34 protein-coding genes and 1 pseudogene are annotated in these 22101 nt (G+C 49.6%); 31 read left to right on the top strand and 4 right to left on the bottom strand.

The features are described from left to right. The first annotated feature begins 11 nt into the window (after positions 1–11). The 26 genes from rplD to rplQ all read left to right on the top strand — a co-directional run bounded on the left by rplD (position 12) and on the right by rplQ (position 12729). A complete protein-coding gene (gene rplD, locus PCI15_RS21595) occupies positions 12–617 on the top strand; it encodes a 50S ribosomal protein L4 (RefSeq protein ID WP_205659835.1) in 606 nt (201 codons plus the stop codon). Further along, a complete protein-coding gene (gene rplW / locus PCI15_RS21590) occupies positions 614–910 on the top strand; it encodes a 50S ribosomal protein L23 (RefSeq protein ID WP_205659836.1) in 297 nt (98 codons plus the stop codon). Before rplD ends, rplW begins: the two co-directional genes overlap by 4 nt. Positions 911–924: 14 nt before the next feature. Beyond that, the gene (rplB, locus tag PCI15_RS21585; protein ID WP_261842605.1) at positions 925–1752 is read left to right on the top strand and encodes a 50S ribosomal protein L2; all 828 of its coding nucleotides are present in this window, start codon (positions 925–927) and stop codon (positions 1750–1752) included. A 15-nt stretch (positions 1753–1767) separates the two neighbouring features. Next, a complete protein-coding gene (rpsS, locus tag PCI15_RS21580; protein WP_205659838.1) occupies positions 1768–2043 on the top strand; it encodes a 30S ribosomal protein S19 in 276 nt (91 codons plus the stop codon). 16 nt (positions 2044–2059) lie between these two features. After that, the gene (gene rplV / locus PCI15_RS21575; protein WP_271271945.1) at positions 2060–2392 is read left to right on the top strand and encodes a 50S ribosomal protein L22; all 333 of its coding nucleotides are present in this window, start codon (positions 2060–2062) and stop codon (positions 2390–2392) included. A gap of 11 nt (positions 2393–2403) precedes the next feature. Then, positions 2404–3090, top strand: coding sequence for a 30S ribosomal protein S3 (rpsC, locus tag PCI15_RS21570; RefSeq protein WP_205659840.1), 687 nt, complete (start codon positions 2404–2406; stop codon positions 3088–3090). 12 nt (positions 3091–3102) lie between these two features. Next, positions 3103–3516, top strand: coding sequence for a 50S ribosomal protein L16 (gene rplP / locus PCI15_RS21565; RefSeq protein ID WP_205659841.1), 414 nt, complete (start codon positions 3103–3105; stop codon positions 3514–3516). Further along, complete coding sequence (gene rpmC, locus PCI15_RS21560) at positions 3516–3707, top strand: 50S ribosomal protein L29 (protein ID WP_271271944.1); 192 nt, start codon at positions 3516–3518, stop codon at positions 3705–3707. The genes rplP and rpmC overlap by 1 nt, the downstream gene beginning before the upstream one ends. Positions 3708–3709: 2 nt before the next feature. After that, positions 3710–3973, top strand: a complete 264-nt coding sequence (gene rpsQ / locus PCI15_RS21555; protein ID WP_271271943.1) for a 30S ribosomal protein S17 — start codon at positions 3710–3712, stop codon at positions 3971–3973. A 102-nt stretch (positions 3974–4075) separates the two neighbouring features. Next, the gene (gene rplN / locus PCI15_RS21550; protein WP_261842601.1) at positions 4076–4444 is read left to right on the top strand and encodes a 50S ribosomal protein L14; all 369 of its coding nucleotides are present in this window, start codon (positions 4076–4078) and stop codon (positions 4442–4444) included. A gap of 99 nt (positions 4445–4543) precedes the next feature. Beyond that, complete coding sequence (gene rplX, locus PCI15_RS21545; RefSeq protein WP_205659844.1) at positions 4544–4861, top strand: 50S ribosomal protein L24; 318 nt, start codon at positions 4544–4546, stop codon at positions 4859–4861. A gap of 14 nt (positions 4862–4875) precedes the next feature. After that, complete coding sequence (gene rplE, locus PCI15_RS21540) at positions 4876–5415, top strand: 50S ribosomal protein L5 (protein ID WP_205659845.1); 540 nt, start codon at positions 4876–4878, stop codon at positions 5413–5415. Positions 5416–5424: 9 nt separating this feature from the next. Continuing rightward, positions 5425–5730, top strand: coding sequence for a 30S ribosomal protein S14 (rpsN, locus tag PCI15_RS21535; RefSeq protein ID WP_271271942.1), 306 nt, complete (start codon positions 5425–5427; stop codon positions 5728–5730). 73 nt (positions 5731–5803) lie between these two features. Beyond that, the gene (rpsH, locus tag PCI15_RS21530) at positions 5804–6196 is read left to right on the top strand and encodes a 30S ribosomal protein S8 (protein WP_205659847.1); all 393 of its coding nucleotides are present in this window, start codon (positions 5804–5806) and stop codon (positions 6194–6196) included. A gap of 11 nt (positions 6197–6207) precedes the next feature. After that, entirely contained in the window at positions 6208–6741 is a 534-nt protein-coding gene (gene rplF / locus PCI15_RS21525) for a 50S ribosomal protein L6 (RefSeq protein WP_271271941.1), read from the top strand. 9 nt (positions 6742–6750) lie between these two features. Further along, a complete protein-coding gene (rplR, locus tag PCI15_RS21520; protein ID WP_271271940.1) occupies positions 6751–7101 on the top strand; it encodes a 50S ribosomal protein L18 in 351 nt (116 codons plus the stop codon). 11 nt (positions 7102–7112) lie between these two features. Beyond that, entirely contained in the window at positions 7113–7613 is a 501-nt protein-coding gene (gene rpsE / locus PCI15_RS21515) for a 30S ribosomal protein S5 (RefSeq protein ID WP_205659850.1), read from the top strand. A 6-nt stretch (positions 7614–7619) separates the two neighbouring features. Then, entirely contained in the window at positions 7620–7802 is a 183-nt protein-coding gene (gene rpmD / locus PCI15_RS21510) for a 50S ribosomal protein L30 (protein WP_205659851.1), read from the top strand. 10 nt (positions 7803–7812) lie between these two features. After that, entirely contained in the window at positions 7813–8247 is a 435-nt protein-coding gene (gene rplO / locus PCI15_RS21505) for a 50S ribosomal protein L15 (RefSeq protein WP_271271939.1), read from the top strand. Further along, positions 8248–9576 carry a preprotein translocase subunit SecY gene (secY, locus tag PCI15_RS21500; RefSeq protein WP_261842592.1) on the top strand — a complete coding sequence of 443 codons (1329 nt, stop codon included), beginning with the start codon at positions 8248–8250 and terminating at the stop codon, positions 9574–9576. Positions 9577–9597: 21 nt separating this feature from the next. Then, on the top strand, positions 9598–9714 hold the full coding sequence (rpmJ, locus tag PCI15_RS21495) for a 50S ribosomal protein L36 (protein ID WP_083935407.1): 117 nt from the start codon (positions 9598–9600) through the stop codon (positions 9712–9714). Between the two features lie 138 nt (positions 9715–9852). Next, positions 9853–10209, top strand: a complete 357-nt coding sequence (rpsM, locus tag PCI15_RS21490; protein WP_271271938.1) for a 30S ribosomal protein S13 — start codon at positions 9853–9855, stop codon at positions 10207–10209. Positions 10210–10234: 25 nt separating this feature from the next. Next, on the top strand, positions 10235–10624 hold the full coding sequence (rpsK, locus tag PCI15_RS21485) for a 30S ribosomal protein S11 (RefSeq protein WP_205659855.1): 390 nt from the start codon (positions 10235–10237) through the stop codon (positions 10622–10624). Between the two features lie 17 nt (positions 10625–10641). Further along, on the top strand, positions 10642–11262 hold the full coding sequence (gene rpsD / locus PCI15_RS21480; RefSeq protein WP_271271937.1) for a 30S ribosomal protein S4: 621 nt from the start codon (positions 10642–10644) through the stop codon (positions 11260–11262). Positions 11263–11288: 26 nt separating this feature from the next. Continuing rightward, positions 11289–12293: a DNA-directed RNA polymerase subunit alpha gene (locus PCI15_RS21475; RefSeq protein WP_205659857.1), complete on the top strand. Its 1005-nt coding sequence runs from the start codon at positions 11289–11291 to the stop codon at positions 12291–12293. Positions 12294–12333: 40 nt separating this feature from the next. Further along, entirely contained in the window at positions 12334–12729 is a 396-nt protein-coding gene (gene rplQ / locus PCI15_RS21470) for a 50S ribosomal protein L17 (protein ID WP_205659858.1), read from the top strand. 69 nt (positions 12730–12798) lie between these two features. Here rplQ and PCI15_RS21465 read toward each other — a convergent pair whose 3' ends face one another. Beyond that, complete coding sequence (locus tag PCI15_RS21465; RefSeq protein ID WP_271271936.1) at positions 12799–13164, bottom strand: hemerythrin family protein; 366 nt, start codon at positions 13162–13164, stop codon at positions 12799–12801. Between the two features lie 159 nt (positions 13165–13323). Continuing rightward, entirely contained in the window at positions 13324–14838 is a 1515-nt protein-coding gene (locus PCI15_RS21460) for a Ppx/GppA phosphatase family protein (protein ID WP_271271935.1), read from the bottom strand. Positions 14839–15065: 227 nt separating this feature from the next. Between PCI15_RS21460 and trxA the strand changes: the two genes are divergently transcribed. The 5 genes and pseudogenes from trxA to PCI15_RS21435 all read left to right on the top strand — a co-directional run bounded on the left by trxA (position 15066) and on the right by PCI15_RS21435 (position 19474). Next, a complete protein-coding gene (gene trxA, locus PCI15_RS21455) occupies positions 15066–15389 on the top strand; it encodes a thioredoxin TrxA (RefSeq protein ID WP_205659861.1) in 324 nt (107 codons plus the stop codon). A 221-nt stretch (positions 15390–15610) separates the two neighbouring features. Beyond that, entirely contained in the window at positions 15611–16870 is a 1260-nt protein-coding gene (rho, locus tag PCI15_RS21450; RefSeq protein ID WP_205659862.1) for a transcription termination factor Rho, read from the top strand. A gap of 89 nt (positions 16871–16959) precedes the next feature. Further along, positions 16960–18441 carry a 4-hydroxy-3-polyprenylbenzoate decarboxylase gene (gene ubiD / locus PCI15_RS21445; protein WP_271271934.1) on the top strand — a complete coding sequence of 494 codons (1482 nt, stop codon included), beginning with the start codon at positions 16960–16962 and terminating at the stop codon, positions 18439–18441. Beyond that, positions 18404–18673: pseudogene (locus PCI15_RS21440) on the top strand (2Fe-2S iron-sulfur cluster-binding protein); the annotation flags it as partial. The gene ubiD and the pseudogene PCI15_RS21440, both read left to right, overlap by 38 nt. A 66-nt stretch (positions 18674–18739) precedes the next feature. Further along, positions 18740–19474 (top strand): NAD(P)H-flavin reductase, encoded by a 735-nt coding sequence (locus PCI15_RS21435; protein ID WP_271274665.1) that lies wholly within the window; start codon positions 18740–18742, stop codon positions 19472–19474. 62 nt (positions 19475–19536) lie between these two features. Here PCI15_RS21435 and PCI15_RS21430 read toward each other — a convergent pair whose 3' ends face one another. Beyond that, on the bottom strand, positions 19537–20847 hold the full coding sequence (locus PCI15_RS21430; RefSeq protein WP_271271933.1) for a heme biosynthesis HemY N-terminal domain-containing protein: 1311 nt from the start codon (positions 20845–20847) through the stop codon (positions 19537–19539). Beyond that, positions 20848–22101 carry a uroporphyrinogen-III C-methyltransferase gene (locus tag PCI15_RS21425; RefSeq protein WP_271271932.1) on the bottom strand — a complete coding sequence of 418 codons (1254 nt, stop codon included), beginning with the start codon at positions 22099–22101 and terminating at the stop codon, positions 20848–20850.

Genomic DNA, 22101 nt, shown 5'->3' with positions numbered 1-22101 from the left:
GGGGGTTTGTAATGAATCTGAATCTTGCAGGAGCTGGCGGATCTGTTGAAGTTTCCGACCTGGCGTTTGGTAAAGAATTCAATGAATCACTGGTTCATCAGGTCGTTACTGCGTACCTGGCCGGTGGTCGTCAAGGCACCAAGGCACAAAAGAACCGTTCCGCTGTAAGCGGTGGCGGTGCTAAGCCATGGCGTCAAAAAGGTACTGGCCGTGCACGTGCCGGTACTATTCGTAGTCCTCTGTGGCGTACTGGTGGTGTAACTTTCGCAGCTGCACCGCGTAACCATGCTCAGAAAGTAAACAAGAAAATGTACCGCGCTGCTATGCGTTGCATCTTCTCCGAACTGGTTCGTCAGGAGCGTCTGGTTGTTGTTGATAACTTCAGCGTAGAAGCCCCTAAGACCAAGCAGTTTGTTGCTAAGTTGAATGAACTTGAGCTGGCAAATGTACTGCTGATTACCGAAGACGTAGAGCAGAATCTGTATCTGGCTGCACGTAACGTACCTCACGTTGATGTACGCGACGCTGCCGGCATCGATCCTGTTAGTCTGGTAGGCTTCGATAAAGTTCTGGTTACTGTCGCTGCTCTTAAGAAAATTGAGGAGGCGTTAGCATGAACCAAGGACGCATCTATCAAGTACTGCTAGGACCGCACATCTCTGAGAAAGCAACAATTGTTGCTGAAGGTTCTCAGCAGGTTGTATTCCGCGTAGCGGCTGACGCAACTAAGCCTGAAATCAAGAAGGCCGTTGAGCAGCTGTTTGAAGTTAAAGTAACTGGCGTGAACATCGTAAACGTGAAGGGCAAAACCAAGCGCACTCAGCGTGGCTTAGGTAAGCGCTCTAACATCCGTAAGGCATATGTTTGCCTGGCTGATGGTCACGACATCGACTTCATCGATGGCGAATAAGAGGGGTTATAAGAATGGCTATTGTTAAATCTAAACCGACCTCTGCTGGCCGTCGTCACGTCGTTAAGGTTGTTAATAACGACCTGCACAAGGGCAAGCCATTTGCTGCTCTGGTCGAAAAGAAAAGCAAGACCGGTGGTCGTAACACCTATGGTCGCATCACAACCCGCCACATTGGTGGTGGTCACAAGCAGCATTACCGTCTGATCGACTTCCGTCGTAACAAAGAAGGTATTCCTGCTGTTGTTGAGCGTCTGGAATACGATCCAAACCGTTCTGCGCACATCGCCCTGCTGAAATACGCTGACGGTGAACGCCGCTACATTATCGCTCCTAAGGGCGTTAAAGCTGGCAGCCGTGTCATTTCTGGTCAGGACGCTGACATCAAGCCGGGCAACTGCCTGCCACTGCGTAACATCCCAGTGGGTAGCGTAGTTCACTGTATTGAAATGAAGCCAGGCAAGGGTGCTCAGATTGCACGTTCTGCCGGTACTTCTGCTCAGTTAGTGGCTCGTGAAGGCGCGCACGCAACTCTGCGTCTGCGTTCCGGTGAGATGCGTAAAGTCTTAATTGACTGTTGTGCGACTCTGGGTGAAGTAAGCAACTCTGAACACAGCCTCCGCTCTCTGGGTAAGGCTGGTGCTAAACGCTGGCGCGGTGTGCGTCCAACTGTGCGTGGTGTTGCTATGAACCCTGTTGATCACCCGCATGGTGGTGGTGAAGGTCGTACTTCTGGTGGTCGTCATCCTGTGTCTCCATGGGGTATGCCGACTAAAGGTCTTAAGACTCGTAAGAACAAGCGTACTGATAAGTTGATCGTACGTCGTCGTCAAGCGAAATAATCAGAGGATACAGCTGTGCCACGTTCACTGAAGAAAGGTCCTTTTATCGACCTTCACCTGTTGAAAAAGGTAGAGGCTGCAATTGAGGCCAATGATCGTCGTCCGATCAAAACCTGGTCTCGTCGCTCTACGGTGTTTCCGAACTTCGTAGGCTTAACGATTGCAGTCCATAATGGCCGTCAGCACGTACCGGTGTTTATCACCGAGGACATGGTTGGTCATAAATTAGGCGAGTTTGCTGCTACCCGTACGTACAAGGGTCACGCTGCAGACAAGAAAGCTAAACGCTAATTCGGGAGTATAGAAAATGGAAGTAGCCGCTAAGCACAAAGGCGCCCATATCTCCGCTCAGAAAGCGCGTTTGGTTGCCGATCAAATCCGCGGAAAGGCGGTGGGTGAAGCCCTTGAAATTCTGGCTTTCAGCCCTCAAAAAGGTGCGGTTTTAGTTAAGAAAGTACTTGAGTCTGCTATTGCTAACGCAGAGCACAACGAAGGTGCTGACATTGACGAACTACGCGTATCTGAGATCTTCGTTGACGAAGGTATGACGATGAAGCGTATTAAGCCGCGTGCGAAAGGTCGTGCAGATCGTATTCTGAAACGTACCTCACACATCACCGTTAAGGTCGCTGACTGCTAGGAGATACCACTATGGGTCAGAAGGTAAATCCAACAGGTATTCGTCTGGGCATTGTTAAAGATCACACTTCTGTGTGGTATGCAGACAAGAACGAATACGCAAGTAAACTGTTGAATGACCTTCAGGTACGTGAGTATCTGGAAGGTCAGTTGAAAGCCGCTTCTGTGAGCCGCATCGATATCGAGCGTCCAGCACAGAATGCAAAAATCACCATTCACACAGCCCGTCCAGGCATCGTGATTGGTAAAAAAGGTGAAGATGTAGAGAAACTGCGTAACGCTGTTTCTAAAATGATGGGCGTGCCTGTTCACATCAACATCGAAGAAGTCCGTAAGCCAGAACTGGATGCGAAACTGGTTGCTCAAAGCGTAGCGAGCCAGCTGGAGCGTCGTGTAATGTTCCGTCGCGCAATGAAGCGTTCTGTACAGAATGCAATGCGACTGGGTGCTAAGGGTATCAAAATTCAGGTAGGTGGCCGTCTGGGCGGTGCAGAGATTGCACGTTCTGAATGGTATCGTGAAGGTCGTGTACCTTTGCACACTCTGCGTGCTGATATCGATTACGGTACTTATGAAGCGCATACTACTTATGGTGTGCTTGGTATTAAAGTCTGGATCTTTAAAGGCGAGATCCTGGGCGGCATTGAAGAAGTGCGTGCTCAGAAGAATGCTGCGCCTAAAAAGAAAGGTTCAAAGTAGGGGTAATTATCAATGCTGCAACCTAAAAGACTGAAATTCCGTAAGGTAATGAAAGGTCGTAACCGTGGTCTGGCTCAGCGCGGCAGCGCTGTTAGCTTCGGAGAAATTGCTCTGAAAGCCACAGGTCGCGGACGTATCACAGCTCGTCAGATCGAAGCTGCTCGTCGTACCATGACTCGTCACGTAAAGCGTGGTGGTAAAATCTGGATCCGTGTGTTCCCAGATAAGCCGATTACCGGCAAGCCACTTGAAGTGCGTATGGGTAAAGGTAAGGGTAGCGTTGAATACTGGGTAGCTCAGATTCAGCCAGGTAAAGTACTGTTCGAAATGAGCGGTGTACCTGATGATCTGGCCACTGAAGCATTCAATCTGGCGGCTGCTAAATTACCAGTAGCAACCACTATTGTTAAACGGACGGTGATGTGATGAAAGCAACTGAATTGCGCGAACAATCCGCAGAAGAACTTCAGCAAACTCTGCTGGGTCTTTTGAAGGATCAGTTCAATCTGCGTATGCAGAAAGCAACTGGTCAGCTGACTCAGAACCATATGTTAGGTCAGGTACGTCGTGATATCGCGCGTGCTAAGACCATACTGAATGAGAAAGCAGGTAACTAAAAATGGCTGCAGAAAAACGTACACGTACAGTGGTCGGTAAAGTTGTCAGCAACAAAGCTGATAAAACCATCACCGTTCTGGTTGAGCGTAAAGAGAAGCACCCGATTTACGGTAAATTCGTAACTCGTTCAACTAAGCTGCATGCGCATGACGAACAGAATGAATGCAACATGGGAGACACAGTGGTTATCGCTGAATCCCGTCCGTATTCAAAAAGTAAGTCTTGGACGCTAGTTAAGATTGAAGAACAGGCAGTAAAGGTGTAAGATAACGCACCTTTGCTTCTGGCAGACTTGTTTTTTCGCCAGAATCCACTGTGAAAACAGAGGTTAAGCGAAGAAATAAGTCTGAATTTTGGAGTAGAGACCATGATTCAAACAGAAACTATGCTTGATGTTGCTGATAACAGCGGCGCCAAGCGTGTGCAGTGTATCAAGGTTCTTGGTGGCTCACATCGCCGTTACGCGAGTGTGGGTGACATCATCAAAGTTACCGTTAAGGAAGCAATTCCACGCGGTAAGGTGAAAAAAGGCCAGGTTCTTAACGCTGTTGTAGTTCGTACCCGTAAAGGTGTTCGTCGCCCTGACGGTTCAGTTATCCGCTTTGATGTAAACTCTGCGGTTATGCTGAACGCCAACGACGCACCAATTGGTACTCGTATTTTTGGACCAGTAACTCGTGAACTTCGCTCTGAGAAGTTTATGAAAATCATTTCCCTGGCGCCTGAAGTGCTTTAAAAATCTAACTTCTTAAGTTTGATTTTTTTGAAAAACGCTAACTCTTAACGGGGTTGGCGTTTTTGAGCATGAGAGGGTAGTAGGAAAGGATAGGAAAACATGCGAAAAATTATTCGTGACGACGAAGTAATCGTCATTGCAGGTAAAGATAAAGGTAAGCGCGGTAAAGTTTTACGTGTACTTGCTGATGATCGCCTGATTGTATCTGGCATCAACATGGTGAAGAAGCACACCAAGCCTAACCCTATGATGGGTAAGCCTGGTGGCATCGTAGAGAAAGAAGCGGCTATCGCTGTTTCCAACGTTGCGATCTTCAATGCGGCAACCGGTAAAGGTGATCGTGTTGGCTTCAAGGTTCTGGAAGATGGCAACAAAGTTCGCTTCTTCAAATCCAACGGCGAAGTAATCGCTAAGTAATAGGAGTTGATGCCATGTCTAGATTAAAAGCCCTTTATAAAGATTCCGTTCAGCAGCAGCTTTTAGAAGAGCTGAAAAGCGAGAACGTGATGGCTGTTCCCCGCCTGACTAAAATTACCCTGAACATGGGTGTTGGTGAAGCGCTGGGTGACAAGAAACAACTGGAAAACGCTGTTGCTGACATGCAGCAGATTTCTGGTCAGAAGCCTGTTGTTACTTTAGCTCGCAAATCTATTGCAGGCTTTAAAGTACGTGAAGGCTGGCCGATCGGTTGCAAGGTAACACTGCGCGGCGAGCGTATGTGGGAATTCCTTGACCGTCTGGTTGATATCTCTATTCCTCGTATCCGTGACTTCCGTGGTCTGAACCCGAAATCTTTTGATGGTCGTGGTAACTACAGCATGGGTGTTAAAGAACAGATTATCTTCCCTGAAATCGATTTCGATAAGGTAGATAAGCTGCGTGGTATGGATATTACTATCACTACCACTGCCCGTAACAACGATGAAGGTCGTGCCCTGCTGGCAGCCCTGAACTTCCCATTCAAAAAGTAGGGTAGAAAAATGGCTAAGGAATGTATGAAAGCGCGCGAAGCAAAACGCGCAAAAATGGTTGCTAAGTACGCTGAGAAACGTGCTCAGTTAAAGGCAATCGTTCGTAACCCAGCATCATCTGAAGATGAGCGTTGGGATGCACAGGTAGCTCTTCAGAAGCTGCCACGTGACGCTAACCCGGTTCGCCAGGTGCGTCGTTGTCAGGTTACTGGTCGTCCACACGCTGTTTACCGCAAATTCGGCTTAAGCCGTATTAAATTGCGCGAAGCTGCTATGCGTGGTGATGTTCCGGGCTTGAAAAAAGCTAGTTGGTAAGCACGGTGGTCAGGGCAGGGTGATTGTCACTCTGCTACCGCATTGCGCTGCACAATAGTAAGGAAAATTAAGCATGAGTATGCAAGACACTCTAGCGGATATGTTAACCCGTATTCGTAATGGTCATATGGCTGAGAAATCAGCTGTAACCATGCCTGCTTCAAAGATGAAAGCGTCTATCGCTTCTGTCCTGGAAGCAGAAGGTTACATTTCTGGTTTCGCCGTTGAAGGTGATGTTAAGCCAGTTATGACTGTTGAATTGAAGTACTTTGAAGGCAAGCCGGTTATCGAGTCTATCCAGCGTGTAAGCCGTCCAAGTCTACGTGTATATAAGGCTGCTTCTGAGTTGCCTAAAGTAGCTGGCGGTCTGGGTATCTCTATCATCTCTACCTCTAAAGGTGTGATGAGCGATCGCGCTGCACGTGCTGCCGGTATCGGCGGCGAAGTCATCTGCACGGTATTCTAGGAGCTAGAACTATGTCTCGAGTTGCTAAAAGTCCCGTTGTCCTACCGGCAGGTGTAGAAGCTAAAGTTGATGGTCAGCAGGTTAATGTAAAAGGCAAGAACGGTGCCTTAGACCTGTCTGTACACCAGTCTGTAGAAGTAACCAGCGAAGAAAACGTACTGAAGTTTGCGCCGCGCGATGGCAGCAAATCCGCCAATGCTCTGGCCGGTACTACCCGCTCTCTGGTTAATAACATGGTTGTAGGTGTGAGCGAAGGTTTCTCTAAGAAACTGGTTCTGCAAGGTGTTGGTTACCGTGCTGCTGTTAAAGGCAACAGTGTAAACCTGACCTTGGGTTTCTCTCACCCAATCGATTACGAATTGCCTGAAGGTGTTTCAGCTGCAATGGAAGGCCAGACCACTGTTGTGCTGACTTCTGCCAGCAAGCAAACACTGGGCCAGGCTGCTGCTGAAATTCGCGCTTTCCGTCCACCAGAGCCTTACAAAGGTAAAGGTGTTCGTTACGCTGACGAATATGTACGCCGTAAAGAAGCTAAGAAGAAGTAAGGTAGGGTCATGAACGATAAGAAAATATCTCGAATTCGCCGTGCTCGCCGTGCTCGCTTCAAAATGCGTGAGCTGGGTGCTACCCGTCTGTGCGTTACCCGTACACCACGTCACATCTACGCACAGGTAATCTCTGCGGATGGTGGTCAGGTTCTGGCTGCTGCATCTACAGTAGAAAAAGACCTGCGTACTGGCGTTACCGGTAACTCCGACGCGGCTTCTAAAGTCGGTGCATTAATCGCTCAGCGTGCTAAAGACGCTGGCGTATCTAAGGTTGCTTTTGACCGTTCTGGTTTCCAATACCACGGACGTATCAAGGCGTTGGCAGAAGCGGCCCGTGAAGGCGGCCTGGAATTCTAAGGGGTTTGACAATGGCAAATCACGAACAGAAAGACGGTGACCTGCAAGAGAAGCTTGTTCAGGTAAACCGTGTTGCCAAAGTAGTTAAGGGTGGTCGTATTTTCGGTTTCACAGCCCTGACTGTTGTTGGTGACGGAAATGGCCGCGTTGGTTTCGGTCGTGGTAAAGCACGTGAAGTGCCTGTTGCTATTCAAAAAGCAATGGAGCAAGCACGTCGTAACATGGTCTCTGTAGACCTGAATGGCACAACCCTGCAGTACGCTGTAAAAGCCCGTCACGGTGCTTCTAAGGTTTACATGCAGCCTGCATCTGAAGGTACTGGTGTTATCGCCGGTGGTGCGATGCGTGCTGTGCTTGAACTTGCAGGTGTTCACAACGTACTGGCTAAGTGCTACGGCTCTACCAACCCGGTTAACGTTGTACGTGCAACAATCAATGGCCTGGCTAGCATGACATCTCCTGAAGATGTTGCTGCGAAGCGCGGTAAGGCCGTAGACGAGATTCTGGGGTAATAAACGATGGCATCTACAGTCAAGGTTACACTTGTTCGCAGCCCCATCGGTAAACTGCCTAAGCACCGTGAGTGCGTAAAGGGTCTGGGTCTGCGTCGTATCGGTCATACTGTTGAAGTGGAAGATACTCCTTCCGTTCGCGGCATGATCAACAAAGTAAACTACATGGTTCGTGTAGAAGGCGAATAAGGAGTCCGTTATGCGTCTTAATACACTAAGTCCTGCCGAAGGTTCCAAGAGCGCTCCTAAGCGTGTTGGTCGCGGCATTGGCTCTGGCCTGGGTAAAACCGGTGGCCGTGGTCACAAAGGTCAGAAATCCCGCTCAGGCGGTTCAGTGAAGCCAGGTTTTGAAGGCGGTCAGATGCCTTTACAGCGTCGTCTGCCTAAGTTTGGTTTTACATCACGTCAGGCGCCTTTTGTTGCTGAAATCCGTTTGAATGAACTGGTTAAAGCTGGCGTTGAAGTGGTCGACCTGGAAGCGTTGAAAAAAGCCGATATCATCAAAGAAAGCATCAAGCGTGCGCGCGTGATCCTGTCTGGTGAAATCACTAAAGCAGTTACCGTTAAAGGTCTGAAAGTCACTAAAGGTGCTCAGGCTGCTATCGAAGCTGCTGGCGGAAAAGTCGAGGAATAAATGGCTAAGAAAGGACCAGTACCAGCAGGTGTTCAAAACGGCTTAGGCGAACTTAAGTCTCGCCTGTTGTTTGTTTTGATTGCGATCGTTGTATACCGTATCGGTGCACATATTCCGGTACCTGGTATCAATCCTGATCGCCTAGCAGCACTATTCGATCAGAATCAGGGTACTATCCTGAGTCTGTTTAACATGTTCTCCGGTGGCGCACTGGAACGTATGAGTATCCTAGCTTTGGGTATCATGCCGTACATTTCAGCGTCCATCATCATGCAGTTGATGACGGTCGTAAGCCCGACGTTAGAGCAGTTGAAGAAAGAAGGTGAGGCTGGTCGCCGTAAGATCAACCAATATACGCGATATGGTACCGTTATTCTGGCTACCATTCAGTCGTTTGGTATGGCGGTAGGTCTGGCTAATCAGGGTATTGCATTCAGCGCAGGTCCGTCTTTCTACTTTGTAGCAGTCGTGACACTGGTTGCCGGTGCGGTGTTCCTGATGTGGTTAGGTGAGCAAGTGACAGAAAGAGGTATCGGTAACGGTATTTCTATCCTGATCTTTGCTGGTATTGTGGCCGGATTGCCAGGTGCAATCGGTCAGTCCTTTGAAGCGGCACGTCAGGGTGATTTAAACATCCTGGCGCTGTTGGGCATCGCAGCACTGGCTGTTGCGACTGTTGGCTTTGTAGTGTTCATGGAACGTGGCCAGCGCCGCATTACCATTAACTATGCGAAGCGCCAGCAGGGACGCCGTATGTATGCGGCTCAGTCCAGCCACCTGCCATTGAAGGTCAATATGGCCGGTGTTATTCCGCCGATCTTTGCGTCAAGTATTTTGCTGTTCCCTGCGTCAATCGGTCAGTGGTTTGGCCAGACTGAAGGCATGGAATGGTTACAGAGTGTTGCGTTAGCGTTGGGTCCGGGCCAGCCGTTATACATTCTGCTGTTTTCTGTTTGTATCATCTTCTTCTGCTACTTCTACACCGCGATTGTTTTCAATCCGAAAGAAGTGGCTGATAACCTGAAGAAGTCTGGTGCATTTATCCCGGGTATTCGCCCAGGGGAGCAATCCGCTCGGTATATTGATAGTGTGCTGGGTCGTCTGACACTGTTCGGCGCCCTGTACATCACTGCAGTTTCCTTGATGCCTCAATTCTTGGTTGTTGCGTGGAATATACCTTTCTACTTCGGTGGTACGTCGTTACTGATCGTGGTTGTCGTTGTCATGGATTTCATGGCACAGGTACAGTCACATCTGATGTCCCATCAGTATGAATCTCTGATGAAGAAGTCGAATCTTAAAGGCGGTGGTGCTGGCCTGCTGCGCTAGCCCCTGCTACTGGAGTTGATCATGAAAGTACGTGCATCTGTAAAGAAAATCTGCCGTAACTGCAAGATCGTACGTCGTAACGGAACTTTGCGAGTAATCTGCAAAGTTGAACCACGACACAAGCAGCGCCAGGGTTAATCCTGGTCTGGGGTGGAAGGCAAGGGCTTGATTTAATTTTAATCAAGGTGTAACATCCTGCGCCTTCCATTAATAGAAGAATTTGCAGTGCTTGTCTGATATGACAGGTAACATGCTAATAAAGTTGGAGTAAATTGAATGGCCCGTATAGCAGGCGTCAATATTCCTGACAATAAGCATGCGGTAATTTCATTGACTTACATCTTCGGAATTGGCCGCACTACAGCGAAAAGCATCTGTTCAGCTTGTGGTATTCAAGAATCCACTAAAATTGCAGAGCTTTCAGAAGACCAGCTAGACAACGTACGTGGCGAAATCGCCAAGTTAACTGTTGAAGGCGATCTTCGTCGTGAAGTATCCATGAACATCAAACGCTTGATGGATCTGGGCTGTTTTCGTGGTCTGCGTCATCGTCGCAGCCTGCCTCTACGTGGTCAGCGCACTAAGACAAACGCGCGTACCCGTAAAGGCCCACGTAAGCCAATCCGCAAGTAAGTGGTAAGCGATAGGAATTTCCAATATGGCAAAGCCAAATACTCGCACACGTAAAAAGGTTAAAAAGCAGGTTGTTGATGGCTTAGCGCACATCCACGCCTCTTTTAACAATACGATCATTACTATTACTGATCGTCAGGGTAATACTCTGAGCTGGGCAACTGCGGGCGGCTCCGGCTTCCGCGGTTCTCGTAAGAGCACACCGTTTGCAGCTCAGGTAGCTGCGGAACGTGCAGGTGTGGCAGCGCAAGAATATGGCCTAAAGAATTTAGACGTTTTTGTTAAAGGTCCTGGACCTGGCCGTGAATCTGCAGTTCGTGCACTGAACGGCTGTGGTTACAAGGTTAATAACATCACTGACGTGACACCGATTCCACACAATGGTTGTCGTCCGTCTAAGAAACGTCGCGTTTAATCCGGAGACAGTAAGATATGGCTCGTTATATAGGACCAAAATGTAAGCTGTCTCGCCGTGAAGGTACCGACCTGTTCTTGAAGAGCGGTGTACGTGCACTGGACAGCAAGTGTAAAGCTGAAAACGTGCCAGGCGTACACGGCGCTCGTCGTGGTCGTCTGTCCGATTACGGTTTACAGCTTCGTGAAAAACAAAAAGTTCGTCGTACTTACGGCGTACTTGAAAAGCAATTCCGCAGCTACTACAAGGAAGCTGCCCGTCGCAATGGCGCGACTGGTACTAACTTGCTGCAACTGCTGGAAGGGCGTTTAGACAATGTTGTCTATCGTATGGGCTTTGGTTCTACCCGTGCTGAAGCACGTCAGGTAGTTTCTCATCGTCAGATTACAGTCAACGGTCAGAGCGTTAACATTCCTTCATTCCAGGTTTCTGCGGGTGATGTTGTTGCCGTTCGTGAAAAGTCTAAGAACCAGCTGCGTATTAAAAGCGCTCTGGATCTGGCTTCTCAGCGCGCCGCTGTTGAATGGGTAGAAGTGGATGCTGGCAAAATGGAAGGTACTTTCAAGTCCCTGCCTGAGCGTAGCGATCTGTCTGCCGAAATCAACGAGCAGCTGATTGTCGAATTGTATTCTAAGTAATCATTGACTTCATAATTGGTGGAACTATGCAGCGTTCAGTAAACGAGTTTCTAAGCCCACGTCACATCGACGTTCAGGAAATTAGCTCGACTCGTGCAAAAGTTACTCTGGAGCCACTTGAGCGCGGTTTTGGCCATACGCTAGGCAATGCGTTACGTCGTATTCTACTTTCTTCTATGCCAGGTTGTGCAATTAAGGAAGTAGAAATCGACGGTGTACTGCATGAGTACAGCACTCTTGAAGGTGTTCAGGAAGACGTTATCGAAATCCTGTTGAACCTTAAAGGTGTTGCAATTGCTCTGCATAACGGCGATGAAGCGACACTGACTCTTTCTAAGAGCGAAGCAGGCCCTGTCACTGCAGCTGATATTCAGCTGAACCAGGATGCCGAAATCGCTAACCCTGACCACGTTATCGCTCACCTGAGCGAAGGCGCAAGCCTGAACATGCAGTTGCGTGTTGCCCGTGGTCGCGGTTATGTACCGGCTGATGCCCGTATTTCTGACGAAGATGAGTCCCGCACAATCGGCCGTCTGCAGCTTGATGCAACATACAGCCCAGTTCGTCTGGTGTCGTATGTTGTTGAAAGTGCACGTGTAGAACAGCGCACTGACTTGGACAAGTTGGTAATTGATATCGAATCCAACGGTACTATCGATCCGGAAGAATGCATCCGTCGTGCTGCAACTATTTTGCAGCAGCAACTGGCTGTGTTTGTTGATCTGGAAGGTGGTAAGGATCAGGTTAAAGATGAGCCGGAAGAGCCAGAGATCGATCCGATCCTGTTGCGTCCGGTTGATGATCTGGAGCTGACTGTACGTTCCGCCAACTGTCTGAAGGCAGAACAGATCTACTACATCGGTGATCTGATTCAGCGTACCGAAGTAGAACTGCTTAAGACTCCGAACTTAGGTAAGAAATCGCTGACGGAAATTAAAGATGTTCTGGCATCTAAGGGTCTGTCTCTGGGCATGCGTCTGGAAAACTGGCCGCCGGCAAGCATTCGTAACGACGATAAAGTCGCTTCGTAATCGCGTTTTCAAACCTTAATAGTTTGGCAAGGAATTAAACATGCGTCATCGTAAATCAGGTCGTCACTTAAATCGTACAAGTGCACACCGCAAAGCAATGTTCAAGAACATGGCTGTGTCCTTGTTCGAACATGAGCTCATCAAGACTACGCTGCCTAAAGCTAAAGAGCTGCGCCGCGTTGCTGAGCCTCTGATCACTCTGGCAAAGAACGACACGGTTGCTAACCGTCGTCTGGCTTTTGCCCGTACCCGCAGCAAAGAAGCTGTTGGTAAACTGTTCAACGAACTGGGTCCTCGCTATGAGGCTCGTCCAGGCGGTTACATTCGCATTCTGAAATGCGGTTTCCGTGCTGGTGACAACGCGCCTATGGCGTTAGTTGAACTGGTTGACCGTCCAGCTGATGCAGCTGTTGTGGTTGAAGATTCTGAAGATTAATCTTCGTTTCTGATCAAAAAAAGCCCGGTACCTTCACAGGTACCGGGCTTTTTTATGTTCGCAAGATTGTTATTTGATATCAGAGCTGAGGATATAAGCCTCGAACTGCTTATCAACGCCCCATATGTGTCGTTTTAGCCATTCGCTGAGAAATGTGGCCAGTGATTCTCTCAGAACTTCGTCATAGTCATGGTGCTGTGTGACCATGTTTGTTAATTCCTGGCGGAATTTATTATGTGCAGCAATGTGTGATTCGATGTCAGGGTACCCCGACTCTCTCATATAGGCTTCTTCAAGACTGAAGTGGTGTTCTGCATAGTCGTAAAGGCGGACGAATATATCAGCTTCTACGCCGTCTTCTTTAATCTTATCAATCAGACGGAACAGTTCCTGATGTTGTGTGTCCTGCCAGATCAGATCGCTGGTCTTTTCCATTGGGCATTCTCAGATAAATATGTCACAAAATTAAGGCTAATTTCTTTTGTCACTTTCATCTACGAAATGATCGGGCTGGCGTGGTATTAGTGATGATTAACTGATCTGAAGCAAAAAAAGCCATTACTTTCTATGTGGTTTTATGTGCTACAAACAGGGTTAGCTGATGCTTAACTTAAATCCGTTATTGGAAAGATAGTCCGCCTCATGCTCCAGATCTGCCCGGGTCAGAGGGTGGTAGCTTAGCCAGTTATCCGGAAAGTGCAGCGATACGCTGTTTTCAGCTACCGTGATTGTGAAGGCAGGCAGGCGCTCTTTACTCCGGCTACGGTGAAGCAGTATTGCTATGCGTAACAGCACGCACAGTTTTCGTGTGGCAGATACCTCACGTTTTGGCAGCAGGGCGAATTCAGCGTCGTTATATTTACGACGATGGTTTCTGATAAGTGTTGCAAGTTGTAGTTGCTCCTGCTGACTGAAGCCCGGTAAATCTGAATTAAGTACCAGGTAGGCACTGTGCTTGTGGTACTGGCTGTGGGCAATCGTCAGGCCTGTTTCATAGCTGCGTGCGGCCCAGCTCAGCATGTTCTGGTATTCCGTATCCTGTAGCTGCCAGTCCTTACGCACCTGGGTCAGTGCAATCAGCGCTGTCTGCTCGACCCGCAGGGCGTGTTCCTTATCAACATGGTAGCGGTTCATCAGGGCATTGATACTGCGCTCACGGACATCCTCATGATGCAGCCTGCCGGTCATGTCATACAACAGGCCTTCCCTTAATGCGCCGGCTGAATAATGCATTTCCTTAATGCCCAGCGACTCAAAGGCGGCCGATAATATGGCAACACCTGCGGCAATCACCGCTTTACGCTGATCCTTGATACCCGGTATGCAAAGCTCATCGCTATGACTGAACTCAAGTATCCGTGTCCGTAAACGTTTCAGTGCTTTTGCAGTGATCGCATTTTCACTATAGCCGGATTCAAGGCAGGCCTGCCAGATAGCTTTAACGGTGCCGGAAGAGCCCACACAGTGTTGCCAGCCCTGACGCTTATAGCGCCGTTTAATGGCTAACAGCTCGCGTAATGCGCCGAAAACAGCCAGTTGGAAATTTTTTTCACTGATGATGCCGTCTTTAAAGTAGCGTTTACTGAAACTGACGCAGCCCATTTCCAGGCTTTCCAGTTCCAGTGGTTCGAAGCGTTCACCAATGATAAATTCCGTGCTTCCGCCGCCGATATCAATAATCAGGCGGGAACCGGATTCCGCTGCCAGCGTGTGTTCGACGCCGAGATGAATCAGCCGTGCTTCTTCAATGCCGGCAATGACTTCAATCGGGCGTCCCAGTACAGATTCAGCCTTAACAATGAAATCCTGGCTGTTAACTGCCTCGCGCAACGCATTTGTAGCAACGGCACTGACCGCCCCTGATGGCAGCCCCTTTATCCGTTCTGCAAAGCGTTGCAGGCATTCCAGCCCCCGTTGCTGAGCAGCGTCACTGAGCACGTTGTTGTCATCCAGTCCGGCGGCTAACTGTACTTTTTCAGATAAAACATCAATCGGGTGTAATTCGTCCTGATCAAGCTTTGCTATAACGATATGAAAGCTGTTTGATCCAAGGTCAATGGCGGCCATTAAGGTGTCCTGGCTGGCCACTAAAGCGTTATCCTGCGGCATATCGGGGATTGTCCAATAGCTGTTTTGTTGTATGTCAGTTTATCAAAAACTCATTTGTATGTGAGAATTTAGGCTTGATGCAGGCTGTTTTAATCTTCTGATGGCTGTCTGAGATCAGTTGTTTTTGCCGGTAACCGGCTGCTGTAAAGCTGAGTATTCACATTTGTTTGTTTTGAGTGGTATTATCGGGGCCATTATTGACAAGAATCTCCCTGTGAGGCTTTTTTATGAGTGATATTATCAATGTAACCGACGCATCCTTTGAAGAGGATGTTCTCAAGTCTGAAGCGCCTGTACTGGTGGATTATTGGGCTGAGTGGTGCGGACCATGCAAAATGATCGCGCCAGTTCTGGAAGAGATTGCAAAAGAATACGAAGGTAAGCTGAAAGTCTGCAAGCTGAACATTGATGAGAACAGTGAAACGCCGCCTAAATTCGGTATCCGCGGCATCCCTACACTGATGATCTTTAAAGATGGCAATGTTGAAGCGACCAAGGTGGGTGCGCTCTCTAAATCCCAGCTGGCCGGCTTCATCGAAACCAGCCTGTAAGCGCCGGTTTTCTCTGGTTTACGGTTAGTTTTGGTTTCATTCGGGCTGTATAAAGATTGCGCGCTGAATGCTGGACTAACCGTAAACAAGCGATTATAGTTATGACTTCCAATGATCGGGATTATTGTCTGATTCCGGTTTCACATTATCAATTCAATCTAGTCTGAACGATTTCTCCAACGTTCTTTCTCAACGTGGCTACGTCCTGCAACTCTTACATTATGAATCTTACCGAACTGAAAACGAAAAGCGTTTCTGAGCTGTTAAATATAGCGAAAGAAATGGGAATGGATAACCTGGGCCGCTCCCGCAAACAAGATGTTATTTTTGCCATCCTTAAGCGTCATGCTAAAAGTGGTGAAGATATTTATGGCGATGGCGTGCTGGAAATTTTACAAGATGGATTTGGTTTCTTACGCTCTGCAGACAGCTCTTATCTGGCTGGGCCTGACGATATTTACGTTTCTCCAAGCCAGATTCGTCGTTTTAACCTGCGTACAGGTGACACGATTTCAGGCAAGATTCGTCCGCCTAAGGACGGCGAGCGCTATTTTGCGTTGCTGAAAGTTGACAAGATTAACTTTGATAAGCCGGAAAACGCTAAGAACAAGATCCTGTTCGAAAACCTAACGCCACTGTTCGCACAGGACCGTCTGAAAATGGAACTGGGTAACGGCAGTACTGAAGATCTGACCGCCCGTGTCATCGATCTTGTCTGCCCAATGGGTAAAGGTCAGCGTGCTTTGCTGGTGTCTCCGCCAAAAGCGGGTAAGACCCTGATGCTGCAAAACATTGCTAACTCCATCACCCGTAACAACCCTGAAACCCATCTGATTGTACTGCTGATCGATGAGCGTCCTGAGGAAGTAACCGAAATGCAGCGTACTGTACGCGGCGAAGTGGTTGCCTCAACGTTCGATGAGCCGCCGTCACGTCACGTACAGGTTGCTGAGATGGTGCTGGAAAAAGCCAAGCGTCTGACTGAGCACAAGAAGGATGTGGTTATCCTGCTGGATTCCATTACCCGTCTGGCCCGTGCGTACAACACAGTGATTCCTTCTTCCGGTAAAGTACTGACCGGTGGTGTGGATGCTCACGCACTGGAACGTCCTAAGCGCTTCTTTGGTGCGGCACGTAACATTGAAGAAGGCGGCAGCCTGACCATCATTGCAACCGCACTGGTTGATACCGGTTCGAAGATGGATGAAGTTATCTTTGAAGAATTTAAAGGTACCGGTAACTCTGAAGTACATCTGGACCGCAAAGTTGCAGAAAAGCGTGTTTACCCGGCCTTTAATATTCGCCGCTCCGGTACCCGTCGTGAAGACTTGCTGACGGATGAGGACGAGCTGCAGCGGATGTGGATTCTGCGTAAGCTGCTGGATCCGATGGAAGATTCCGCTGCCATTGAGTTCGTTCTGGACAAGCTTAAAGACTTCAAGACGAATGATGAATTCTTCCTGTCAATGAAGCGTTCCTGATCAACATTCTGAACACAAAAGGGTAAGCTTATGGCTTACCCTTTTTTGTTGCTAAATCTTTGTTATTACAACCTGATTGCCGGGCCGTTATGAGTAATCTTAAATATAAAGATCTGCGGGACTTTATCCGTACTCTGGAAGACCAGGGTGAATTAAAGCGAATCCGGATGGAGGTAGATCCTCATCTGGAAATGACTGAAATTTGCGACCGTACCCTCAGAGCGGGCGGCCCGGCACTGTTATTTGAAAACCCTAAAGGATATGACTATCCGGTGCTGGCCAACCTCTTTGGCACGCCGAAGCGGGTAGCCATGGGCATGGGTGAAGAAGATGTGGCAAGCCTGAGAGAAGTGGGCAAGTTACTCGCGATGCTTAAAGAACCTGAGCCGCCGAAAGGGATGAGAGACGCCTGGGATAAGCTGCCTGTGTATAAGCAGGTGCTGAATATGGGGCCTAAAGTTGTCCGCAAGGCCGATTGTCAGGCTCATGTGATCGAAGGGGACGATGTCGACCTGTATACGTTGCCGATTCAGACCTGCTGGCCGGGTGATGCCGGACCGCTGGTTACCTGGCCACTGGTGATTACCCGCGGCCCGGAAAAGCCCCGTCAGAACCTTGGTATCTACCGTCAGCAACTGATTGGTAAAAATAAACTGATCATGCGTTGGCTGGCCCACCGTGGCGGTGCACTGGATTTCCGCGAATGGCAGAAAGCTCATCCGGGCGAGCCTTTCCCGGTCGCGGTTGCGTTGGGGGCTGACCCTGCAACCATTCTGGGGGCGGTTACCCCGGTACCGGACTCATTGTCAGAATATGCCTTTGCCGGTCTGCTGCGTGGCGGTAAGACTGAAGTAACCGAGTGTATTGGCAGCGATCTTCAGGTGCCGGCCAGTGCAGAATTTATTCTTGAAGGGTTTATCTATCCGGATGAAATGGCTGATGAAGGTCCGTTTGGCGACCACACCGGTTATTACAACGAAGTAGACAGTTTCCCGGTCTTTACGGTTGAGCGTATTACCCACCGTAAGGACCCGATTTATCACAGCACCTATACCGGCCGTCCGCCGGATGAGCCGGCTATTCTGGGCGTGGCGCTGAATGAGGTGTTCGTGCCGATTCTGCAGAAACAGTTCCCTGAAATAGTGGACTTCTATCTGCCGCCGGAAGGCTGTTCCTATCGCATGGCGGTCGTCACGATAAAGAAGCAGTATCCGGGTCATGCCAAGCGGATTATGCTGGGTGTCTGGTCATTCCTGCGCCAGTTCATGTACACCAAATTTGTCATTGTCTGTGATGATGATGTGAATGCCCGGGACTGGAACGATGTTATCTGGGCAATTACTACCCGTATGGACCCGCAGCGGGATACGGTGATGATCGATAACACGCCGATTGATTATCTTGATTTTGCCTCACCGGTATCAGGGCTGGGCTCCAAAATGGGCATGGATGCAACCAATAAGTGGGAAGGTGAAACTGACCGTGAATGGGGCGAGCCAATCGTGATGACCGATGAAATCAAGCAGCGGGTAGATGATATCTGGCAGGCGCTGGATATTTTCGGAGAGTGATATTTTTATTCAGATAGACTGCGGCGAGCGCCATTACCGGCTGGAAGCTGAACCAGGCGAATCAATTTTTCTTGCGCTGGAACGCGCAGGGTATAAGATGCGCCGCAGTTGTCTGAACGGCGTCTGTCAGATCTGTAAGGCAGACTTGTTAGCCGGAAGAATAATACAGCGTTACCCTGAACTGGATGTAAGCTTACAAGACGGGCAGCAGCCCGCGCGGATATATGCCTGCACGGCAGTCCCTCAGGGTGATATTAGGGTGAAGATAGATGGGCTGTTACGCCCTGGAGAGTTTCGAGTGAAAAAACTGGTTTGTGATATTGCTAGTGTTGAACAGCTAAGTCATGAAGTGTTTCGGGTACGTTTACATTTGCCGGTAACCGCCAGCATGGCAGTTGAATTCCATGCCGGGCAGTATCTGGAACTGATTCTGCCGGATGGCCGCCGGGCACCGTTTTCGATAGGCAGTGCACCGGATCACGGCAGCGATCTGGAACTGCATATCCGCCGTATGCCGGAAGGTGAGTTGTCCATTGCGATGATCGAGCACCTGCAGAATAATCCCAGTATCGAAATTGAATTGCCTAAAGGGGATTGCTACCTGGAGGCTACCAGCCTGAAGCCCCAGACCCGGATCGTACTGGTGGCCGCCAGTACTGGTTTTTCCCAGATCAAAAGTATGACGGAACACCTGCTGGCGAATCAGGTGTCTAATCCCATTCATATATACTGGGGCGTGCGGGTTGCTGAAGACTTATATCTTGAGCAATTGCCAAAACAGTGGGCAGCGGAGCATGCTAACGTCAGTTATGATCTGGTGGTCAGTGAGCCGGAGAACGGCCAGCCATGGGAAGGGCGCACAGGCCTGATTCCCGATGCGATGCTGGCGGATTACGATGATTTCTCAGATATGCTGGTTTATACCAGCGGTTCACCGGGAATGGTGTATGCCTTGCTGGATGCCTGTGAGGCACAGGGCTTCGACGGTGCCTGTATGCATGCGGATGTATTCGCTTACGCACCACGTAAATAGTGAGTTTTCAGATACAAAAAAGCAGCCGGGTGGCTGCTTTTTTTTTGGCTTTCAGACTGCGCTTAGCTGATAGGCTTAAAACGCGGTTTCGCATGAATGTGGTCGTCAGACATAACCGCTTCAGGCGTGGCGGGTGCTTTATCCGGCATCGGCAACTGAGGTAAGCCGTTGCCAATCAGGCTGAAGTTGTTTTCAATCAGCTTCAGGGTACGGTCGGTTTCACCCATATGCTGTAACAGGCGCGCCAGCTCGCTCAGGGTTTCAGGACGGGATTCTTCTTCCAGGCTCTGTTCAAAGTAATCTACCGCTTTGCCCCAGTGCTGATTACGCAGGGACAGACGACCCAGTGTCAGTAAAAGATCCGGGTTCATTGGGTAGTCATTCAGGAAGCCCTTGGCAAAATCCAGCTGCTTGCCGGCATCGCTGCCTTCAATACGGCCATACAGTGCGATCAGTGAATCATCCCAGTTGCGTTTCAGGAGGTCACGGATAGCCACTTCTGCTTTTTCTTCCGCACCGATGCTGACCAGCAGATTGGTGTAGTGGCGGGCCAGTACATCATCACTGGTGAGCTGACCGGGCATGTTATGCCAGGCGACACCCAGGGCTTTGGCTTTTTCTTCGTTATCCGCATGCGCCGGCAACTGACTGATGCTTTGCTCAAGAATGTTGCTGTAGCAGCGCTGTTCCGTTTTCAGAAGCTTGGCCGGTTTAACCGCTTTGTGCTTGCGTAATTCGGGGATCAGTTTGCTCAGGGCAGACCAGTCATTCAGCTGAATATACACTTCGCGCAGCAGCTTCATCACATAGGTATTCTTAGGTGCTTTCTTGTTCAGATCCAGCAGTGTGGCCAGACAGGGCTCGTACTGGCCGCGGGACAGCAGTATCTGTGCCTGGCTGATGCCGACGGCAATTTCTGCTTCCGGCGCGGCATCCCGGGCCTTATGCAGTAAATCATCGCAGTCAGCATCTTCACCCTGTTCATGGGCAGCACGGGCTGCAGCCAGATAGCTGATCAGCGGTAATTCAGATTTATCACCGGCCTGGGTCAGCAGACGCTGTGCCTGCCACCATTTGCCTTCTGAGAGTGCAATCAGACCTTTCAGGGTTTTGGTATTGGCAATACGCTGGTTACGGCCTTTACTCCACAGACGAAACCGCTGTCCGGAGCGCAGTGAGCCGCGTAACAGATTGAGTGTCCAGTGGAGCAGAAAGAATACGCTCAGCAGGGCAATCAGAAATACCCACAGGCTCATTTCAATTGTGATGTTGTTGTAGGCAATCAGGGTGTAGCCTGAATCCTGAACCATCAGCTGGCCAATTAATGCACCGGCAAACAGCAGGATCAGCAGCAGGATTAATAGCTTTTTCATTTATGCTGCCTCCTGTTCCTTCAGTTTCCGCATGTCCTGAAGATACTTTTTCAGGGCATTCAGCGAGCCGGAAATATCAGGCAGAACCGGCGCGACATTTACCTGTTTCAGCTCCTGCAGGCTGCGGATCAGTGCCTGAGTGGTGCTGTCGCTGGATTCGAAATAGGTGGCAACCCAGGCTTCTGCTTTGCTCAGGCTGTTTTCATAGGTGCCACTGCGGCGCTGTAACAATGACAACTGAGCCTGTTCCAGCATCAGGTGCAGGTTCTGCTGCAGGTAGAAGTTCTGCTGCGGTGACAGTAACGGCTCAACCGGCGCATCACGGTCCTGAATAACCACTAACTGATTAAACTTGTCAGCAATTTTTGCCCAGCCCTTGGCCAGATTCTCTGTCCAGGTTTCGGTGAAAGTTTCGTTGCTGACTTCAGACACGATTTCCGGCAGCTTATGCTGTTCGGTCAGCGGAATCAGCTTCAGGTTATTGACTTGGTCATTCAGTGCGCCCAGGCGCAGGAACAGCCCTTCAGTGTCCAGTTCAGGAACCGCTTCCAGTGCTGCAATATCCGCTGCCAGCGCCTTACGCACCGCGTAGATAGTGACATCGTCGGTTTCCTTAAGAATCTTATCTGCTGAGCGCAGCAATTTCAGGGCGCCCTGTGGAGTCTGCTCCATCAGTACCCGCTGGTTAGCCAGGCGCAGCAGGTATTCTGCTTCTGCGATGATCCAGTCTTTACGGGTATTTTGTTGAGTAGCGGTAATCTGCTGAATGCTGCGGGTCAGACGTGACTGCAGTTCTTCAATATTCGCGGCGTCTGCTTTTGCTTTACCTTCCAGTGCCTGTATCTGCTGGCCAAGGTTGCTGACTTTCGCGCTTTGTTGCTGCTGGCTTGCCTGCAGCTTACCGTCCAGCGCGGAGCTTGCCTCTGCCTGGCTGGTCGCGATGCTGTTCTTGGATTCCAGCTGTAACCAGTACAGGTATCCCACACCGATGATCGCAATGACGGCCAGCAAGAGTGCCAGCTTGCCGGCAGCGCCGGAGCTCTGTTTGGCGGGCTTGTCATTTGGGGTCTCAGCATTACCTGAGGTGTCTTCTGACTTTTTCACGTCGGAGCCGGCCGCTTTCTTATCGCTTTCCTGAGACGGTGCGGAGGTATCTGCAGACTTATCCACGGGGGTGTCCTTTTCAATGATTTCGCCTTCGATGACGTCAGCGTCGGCTTTGTTGTTGCGGTTGTTTTTCCCGTTCTTTCTCAT

It is taken from the genome of Aliamphritea hakodatensis (assembly GCF_024347195.1).
Classification (GTDB): domain Bacteria; phylum Pseudomonadota; class Gammaproteobacteria; order Pseudomonadales; family Balneatricaceae; genus Amphritea; species Amphritea hakodatensis.
The sequence above is the reverse complement of the archived record's forward strand: the minus strand, read 5'-3'. Positions and strand labels throughout refer to the sequence as shown.

Excerpts from the sequence above, each read along its gene's own strand:
- rpmD (WP_205659851.1), top strand. The coding sequence starts at position 7,620 with ATGGCATCTACAGTCAAGGTTACACTTGTTCGCAGCCCCATCGGTAAA.
- rplP (WP_205659841.1), top strand. The coding sequence starts at position 3,103 with ATGCTGCAACCTAAAAGACTGAAATTCCGTAAGGTAATGAAAGGTCGT.
- PCI15_RS21460 (WP_271271935.1), bottom strand. The coding sequence starts at position 14,838 with ATGCCGCAGGATAACGCTTTAGTGGCCAGCCAGGACACCTTAATGGCC.
- PCI15_RS21475 (WP_205659857.1), top strand. The coding sequence starts at position 11,289 with ATGCAGCGTTCAGTAAACGAGTTTCTAAGCCCACGTCACATCGACGTT.
- rplW (WP_205659836.1), top strand. The coding sequence starts at position 614 with ATGAACCAAGGACGCATCTATCAAGTACTGCTAGGACCGCACATCTCT.
- rplD (WP_205659835.1), top strand. The coding sequence starts at position 12 with ATGAATCTGAATCTTGCAGGAGCTGGCGGATCTGTTGAAGTTTCCGAC.
- PCI15_RS21465 (WP_271271936.1), bottom strand. The coding sequence starts at position 13,164 with ATGGAAAAGACCAGCGATCTGATCTGGCAGGACACACAACATCAGGAA.
- rplV (WP_271271945.1), top strand. The coding sequence starts at position 2,060 with ATGGAAGTAGCCGCTAAGCACAAAGGCGCCCATATCTCCGCTCAGAAA.
- rplN (WP_261842601.1), top strand. The coding sequence starts at position 4,076 with ATGATTCAAACAGAAACTATGCTTGATGTTGCTGATAACAGCGGCGCC.
- rplF (WP_271271941.1), top strand. The coding sequence starts at position 6,208 with ATGTCTCGAGTTGCTAAAAGTCCCGTTGTCCTACCGGCAGGTGTAGAA.
- trxA (WP_205659861.1), top strand. The coding sequence starts at position 15,066 with ATGAGTGATATTATCAATGTAACCGACGCATCCTTTGAAGAGGATGTT.
- rplX (WP_205659844.1), top strand. The coding sequence starts at position 4,544 with ATGCGAAAAATTATTCGTGACGACGAAGTAATCGTCATTGCAGGTAAA.
- rpsN (WP_271271942.1), top strand. The coding sequence starts at position 5,425 with ATGGCTAAGGAATGTATGAAAGCGCGCGAAGCAAAACGCGCAAAAATG.
- rho (WP_205659862.1), top strand. The coding sequence starts at position 15,611 with ATGAATCTTACCGAACTGAAAACGAAAAGCGTTTCTGAGCTGTTAAAT.
- rpsE (WP_205659850.1), top strand. The coding sequence starts at position 7,113 with ATGGCAAATCACGAACAGAAAGACGGTGACCTGCAAGAGAAGCTTGTT.
- ubiD (WP_271271934.1), top strand. The coding sequence starts at position 16,960 with ATGAGTAATCTTAAATATAAAGATCTGCGGGACTTTATCCGTACTCTG.
- rplE (WP_205659845.1), top strand. The coding sequence starts at position 4,876 with ATGTCTAGATTAAAAGCCCTTTATAAAGATTCCGTTCAGCAGCAGCTT.
- rpsM (WP_271271938.1), top strand. The coding sequence starts at position 9,853 with ATGGCCCGTATAGCAGGCGTCAATATTCCTGACAATAAGCATGCGGTA.
- rplR (WP_271271940.1), top strand. The coding sequence starts at position 6,751 with ATGAACGATAAGAAAATATCTCGAATTCGCCGTGCTCGCCGTGCTCGC.
- rpsD (WP_271271937.1), top strand. The coding sequence starts at position 10,642 with ATGGCTCGTTATATAGGACCAAAATGTAAGCTGTCTCGCCGTGAAGGT.
- rpsK (WP_205659855.1), top strand. The coding sequence starts at position 10,235 with ATGGCAAAGCCAAATACTCGCACACGTAAAAAGGTTAAAAAGCAGGTT.
- PCI15_RS21430 (WP_271271933.1), bottom strand. The coding sequence starts at position 20,847 with ATGAAAAAGCTATTAATCCTGCTGCTGATCCTGCTGTTTGCCGGTGCA.
- rpmJ (WP_083935407.1), top strand. The coding sequence starts at position 9,598 with ATGAAAGTACGTGCATCTGTAAAGAAAATCTGCCGTAACTGCAAGATC.
- rpsH (WP_205659847.1), top strand. The coding sequence starts at position 5,804 with ATGAGTATGCAAGACACTCTAGCGGATATGTTAACCCGTATTCGTAAT.
- secY (WP_261842592.1), top strand. The coding sequence starts at position 8,248 with ATGGCTAAGAAAGGACCAGTACCAGCAGGTGTTCAAAACGGCTTAGGC.
- rplO (WP_271271939.1), top strand. The coding sequence starts at position 7,813 with ATGCGTCTTAATACACTAAGTCCTGCCGAAGGTTCCAAGAGCGCTCCT.
- rplB (WP_261842605.1), top strand. The coding sequence starts at position 925 with ATGGCTATTGTTAAATCTAAACCGACCTCTGCTGGCCGTCGTCACGTC.
- rpsQ (WP_271271943.1), top strand. The coding sequence starts at position 3,710 with ATGGCTGCAGAAAAACGTACACGTACAGTGGTCGGTAAAGTTGTCAGC.
- rpmC (WP_271271944.1), top strand. The coding sequence starts at position 3,516 with ATGAAAGCAACTGAATTGCGCGAACAATCCGCAGAAGAACTTCAGCAA.
- rplQ (WP_205659858.1), top strand. The coding sequence starts at position 12,334 with ATGCGTCATCGTAAATCAGGTCGTCACTTAAATCGTACAAGTGCACAC.
- PCI15_RS21425 (WP_271271932.1), bottom strand. The coding sequence starts at position 22,101 with ATGAGAAAGAACGGGAAAAACAACCGCAACAACAAAGCCGACGCTGAC.
- rpsC (WP_205659840.1), top strand. The coding sequence starts at position 2,404 with ATGGGTCAGAAGGTAAATCCAACAGGTATTCGTCTGGGCATTGTTAAA.